General features: G+C 68.1%; 2 protein-coding genes and 1 pseudogene. 2 read left to right on the top strand and 1 reads right to left on the bottom strand.

The window, feature by feature from the left end; all coding sequences use genetic code 11:
* Window positions 1–198: pseudogene (locus tag IY392_RS12480) on the bottom strand (aminodeoxychorismate synthase component I); the annotation flags it as partial.
* An 81-nt stretch (window positions 199–279) separates the two neighbouring features.
* Between IY392_RS12480 and IY392_RS12475 the strand changes: the two are divergent.
* Window positions 280–1,836 (top strand): BCCT family transporter, encoded by a 1,557-nt coding sequence (locus tag IY392_RS12475; RefSeq protein WP_194861389.1) that lies wholly within the window; start codon window positions 280–282, stop codon window positions 1,834–1,836.
* A gap of 59 nt (window positions 1,837–1,895) precedes the next feature.
* Complete coding sequence (gene metG / locus IY392_RS12470) at window positions 1,896–3,734, top strand: methionine--tRNA ligase (RefSeq protein ID WP_194861388.1); 1,839 nt, start codon at window positions 1,896–1,898, stop codon at window positions 3,732–3,734.
* Window positions 3,735–3,761 lie beyond the last annotated feature (27 nt).

The raw sequence follows: 3,761 nt of genomic DNA, 5'->3' as shown, positions 1-3,761 counted from the left end.
GTAGACGACGACGAGCTGGTCGCTCTCCTCGAAGGCGGCGGGGTGCGCGACGGGCTCGAGGTGCACCGACGGCACCACCACGGCACGGTGGTGGTGCCAGTCGCCGAGGAAGGCGGCGGGGGGCGCCAGACCCAGTGACCGCGACCGACCGTGCAGCGCGCGGAGCAGGTCCGGGACGGTTATCAGACGGTCGGGCACCCGTTCATGCTTACACGCGACTGTGCAGGTGAAGAAGTTATTACCTTGCACTCTGCGGAAGTTGTTGACAAGGTTTCATGAATGTCCAGTTCCAGCCAACAGAAGAGTGACCCCGCCTCGACTCCGGTCGGTAAGCCCCGAGCCGACCTCGCCGTGATCATCCCGACCACCGTGATCGCCCTCATCGTGGTGGTCTGGGGTGCGTTCTACACGGCGTCGTTCGAGAACGCCGCGGGTAATGCGTTCTCGCTGGTGGTCGAGACCGTGGGCTGGTTGTTCATCCTCGTCTCCACCACCGTCGTGGCCTACACGATCTACCTCGCGTTCTCCCGCTTCGGCGGGATCCGTCTGGGTGGCGACAACGAGAAGCCGGAGTACTCCACCAAGTCCTGGATCGCGATGATGTTCGCCGCCGGTATGGGCATCGGCCTGATGTTCTACGGCGTCTCCGAGCCGCTCACGCACTACCAGACCCCGCCCCCCGGGCAGGAGCAGCAGTACGACGTGGCCATGGCCACCACGGCCTTCCACTGGACCCTGCACCCGTGGGCGATGTACGCCGTCGTCGGCCTCGCGCTCGGCCTGGCCGCGTACCGCTTCAAGCGCGGGCATCTGGTCTCCCAGGCGTTCGTCCCGCTCATCGGTCAGAAGCGGGCCAGCGGGTGGATCGGCAAGGTGCTCGACGTGGCGACCGTCGTGGCCACCATCTTCGGCACCGCGGCCTCGCTGGGGCTGGGCGCGCTGCAGATCCGGGCCGGGCTCAACGAGACCGGCGCGGTCGACGGCGGCGGGATCGCCCTCGTGGTGGGTGTCATCGCGGTGCTGGGACTGGTGTTCCTCGCCTCGGCCGCCTCCGGGATCGGCAACGGCATCCGGATCCTGTCCAACATCAACCTGGTGCTGGCCGTCTCGCTCGCCCTGTTCGTGGCCATCTTCTCGGGGGCCCTGTTCTTCATGCTCGACCTCATCCCCACCACGATCGGCACCTACTTCTCCGACTTCTTCGAGATGGCCTCCCGCACCGCGGTGAGTGAGAACGGTGAGGCCGCCGGGTGGCTGTCCTCGTGGACCGTCTTCTACTGGGCGTGGTGGATCTCCTGGTCGCCCTTCGTCGGCATGTTCCTCGCCCGGATCAGCCGCGGCCGCACGGTCCGCGAGTTCATCATCGGCGTGGTCCTGGTCCCCAGCACCCTGTCGGTGATCTGGTTCTCCATCTTCGGTGGCTTCGCCCTCTACCTCGAGGAGGCCGGACGAAGCGTCTTCGGGGACGGTTCTCTCGAACCGCAGCTGTTCAACCTGCTCCGCGAGCTCCCCCTCGCGCCGGTGCTGATGGTGGTGGCGATGGCGCTCATCGCCGTCTTCTTCATCACCTCGGCCGACTCGGCGTCGATCGTCATGGGCGGGATGGCCCAGTACGGGATCGAGGAGCCCTCGCGGTGGATCGTCATGCTCATGGGCTCGTTCACGGCCGCGGTCGCGATCATCATGCTGGTGGCCGGTGACGGAGGCGGGAACGCGCTGTCGAGTCTGCAGAACATGACCATCATCGCGGCGTCGCCGTTCGTGCTGGTGCTGATCGCCCTGTGCGTGTCGATCCACAAGTCGCTCTCGAGCGATCCGGCGGCCGAGAACGCATGAGGCGGGCCGGGTGTACGCCCGGCACGGACCCCGCGGACGCGACCACTAGTCTGGGACCCATGGCGAAGACAGTCCTGACCGCGGTCGCATGGCCGTACGCGAACGGCCCCCGGCACATCGGTCACGTCTCGGGTTTCGGGGTGCCGTCGGACGTCTTCTCCAGGTACCAGCGGATGGCGGGCAACGACGTCCTGATGGTCTCGGGCACCGACGAGCACGGCACCCCGCTTCTGGTGCAGGCCGAGAAGGAGGGCGTGTCGGTCCAGTCACTCGCCGACCGGTACAACCGGGTCATCGTCGACGACCTGGCGGGCCTGGGGCTGAGCTACGACCTGTTCACCCGGACCACCACCCGGAACCACTACGCGGTGGTCCAGGAACTCTTCCGCGGTCTGCACAGCAACGGGTACATGGTGGCCAAGACCACCACCGGGGCCGTGAGCCCGTCCACGGGCCGCACGCTGCCGGACCGGTACATCGAGGGCACCTGCCCGATCTGCGGCTACGACGGTGCCCGCGGTGACCAGTGCGACAACTGCGGCAACCAGCTCGACCCGGCGGACCTGACGAACCCGGTCTCCAAGATCAACGGGGAGACCCCGACGTTCATCGAGACCGAGCACTGGTTTCTCGACCTGCCCGCGCTCGCGGACTCGCTGGGGGACTGGCTCTCCGGGCGGAAGGACTGGCGACCCAACGTCCTGAAGTTCTCGCTCAACCTCCTCGAGGACCTTCGTCCGCGGGCGATGAGCCGCGACATCGACTGGGGTATCCCGATCCCGGTCGACGGTTGGCAGGACCGCGGCGACAAGAAGCTCTACGTGTGGTTCGACGCCGTCGTGGGGTACCTCTCCGCCTCCATCGAGTGGGCCTGGCGCTCCGGCGAGCCCGAGGCGTGGCGGCGGTGGTGGACCGACCCCGAGGCCGTGTCCCACTATTTCATGGGCAAGGACAACATCACCTTCCACTCGCAGATCTGGCCGGCCGAGCTCATCGGCTACGACGGCCGGGGCGCGCACGGCGGACGGCCGGGGGCGCTCGGCGCGCTGAATCTGCCCACCGAGGTGGTCTCGTCCGAGTTCCTCACCATGTCCGGGTCCAAGTTCTCCTCCTCGCGCGGGGTGGTGATCTACGTCCGCGACTTCCTGGCGGAGTTCGGCCCCGATTCGCTGAGGTACTTCATCTCGGTGGCCGGCCCGGAGAACCAGGACACCGACTTCACGTGGGACGAGTTCGTCCGACGTACCAACGCCGAGCTGGTGGGCGGCTGGGGCAACCTGGTCAACCGCACGGTGTCGATGGCGCACAAGAACTTCGGCGAGATCCCCCGGCCCGCGACCCTGACCGATCTGGACGCCGAACTGCTGCGCGACGCGGAGGCCGCCTTCGCCACGGTCGGCGGCCATCTCGAGCGTTCCCGCTTCAAGGCCGGTGCCACCGAGGCCATGCGGATCGTCGGCGCCGCCAACCGGTACATCGCCGCCACCGAACCGTGGAAGCTCGCCAAGGACCCCGACCAGCGCGAGCGCCTGGGCACCGTCCTGCACACCGCCCTGCAGGTGGTCTCCGACGCCAACACCCTGCTCACCCCCTATCTGCCGTCCGCCGCGCAGCAGATCCACGGCGCGATCGGCGGGCAGGGGGTGTGGGCCGCGGCGCCGCAGGTCCACGAGGTGACCGACGACATGCCGGTGGACCTGGTCGGTGCGGGGCTGCCCGAGGCCGGTCGCAGCTATCCCGTCATCATGGGTGACTACGCCTCCGAGCAGGCCCGGTGGGCGCGTACCGAGCTGACCCCCGGGACCCCGCTGGCCAAGCCCAGCCCCCTGTTCGCCAAGGTCGACCCGGATCTCGCCGAGACCGGGCCCGACTGGGCGCCGATCCAGCAGGCGGAGTGACCGGGACCCATGGGTAAGCGCAAGCCC

The organism is Dietzia sp. SYD-A1 (assembly GCF_015356725.1).
Classification (GTDB): Bacteria; Actinomycetota; Actinomycetes; order Mycobacteriales; family Mycobacteriaceae; genus Dietzia.
The sequence above is the reverse complement of the archived record's forward strand: the minus strand, read 5'-3'. Positions and strand labels throughout refer to the sequence as shown.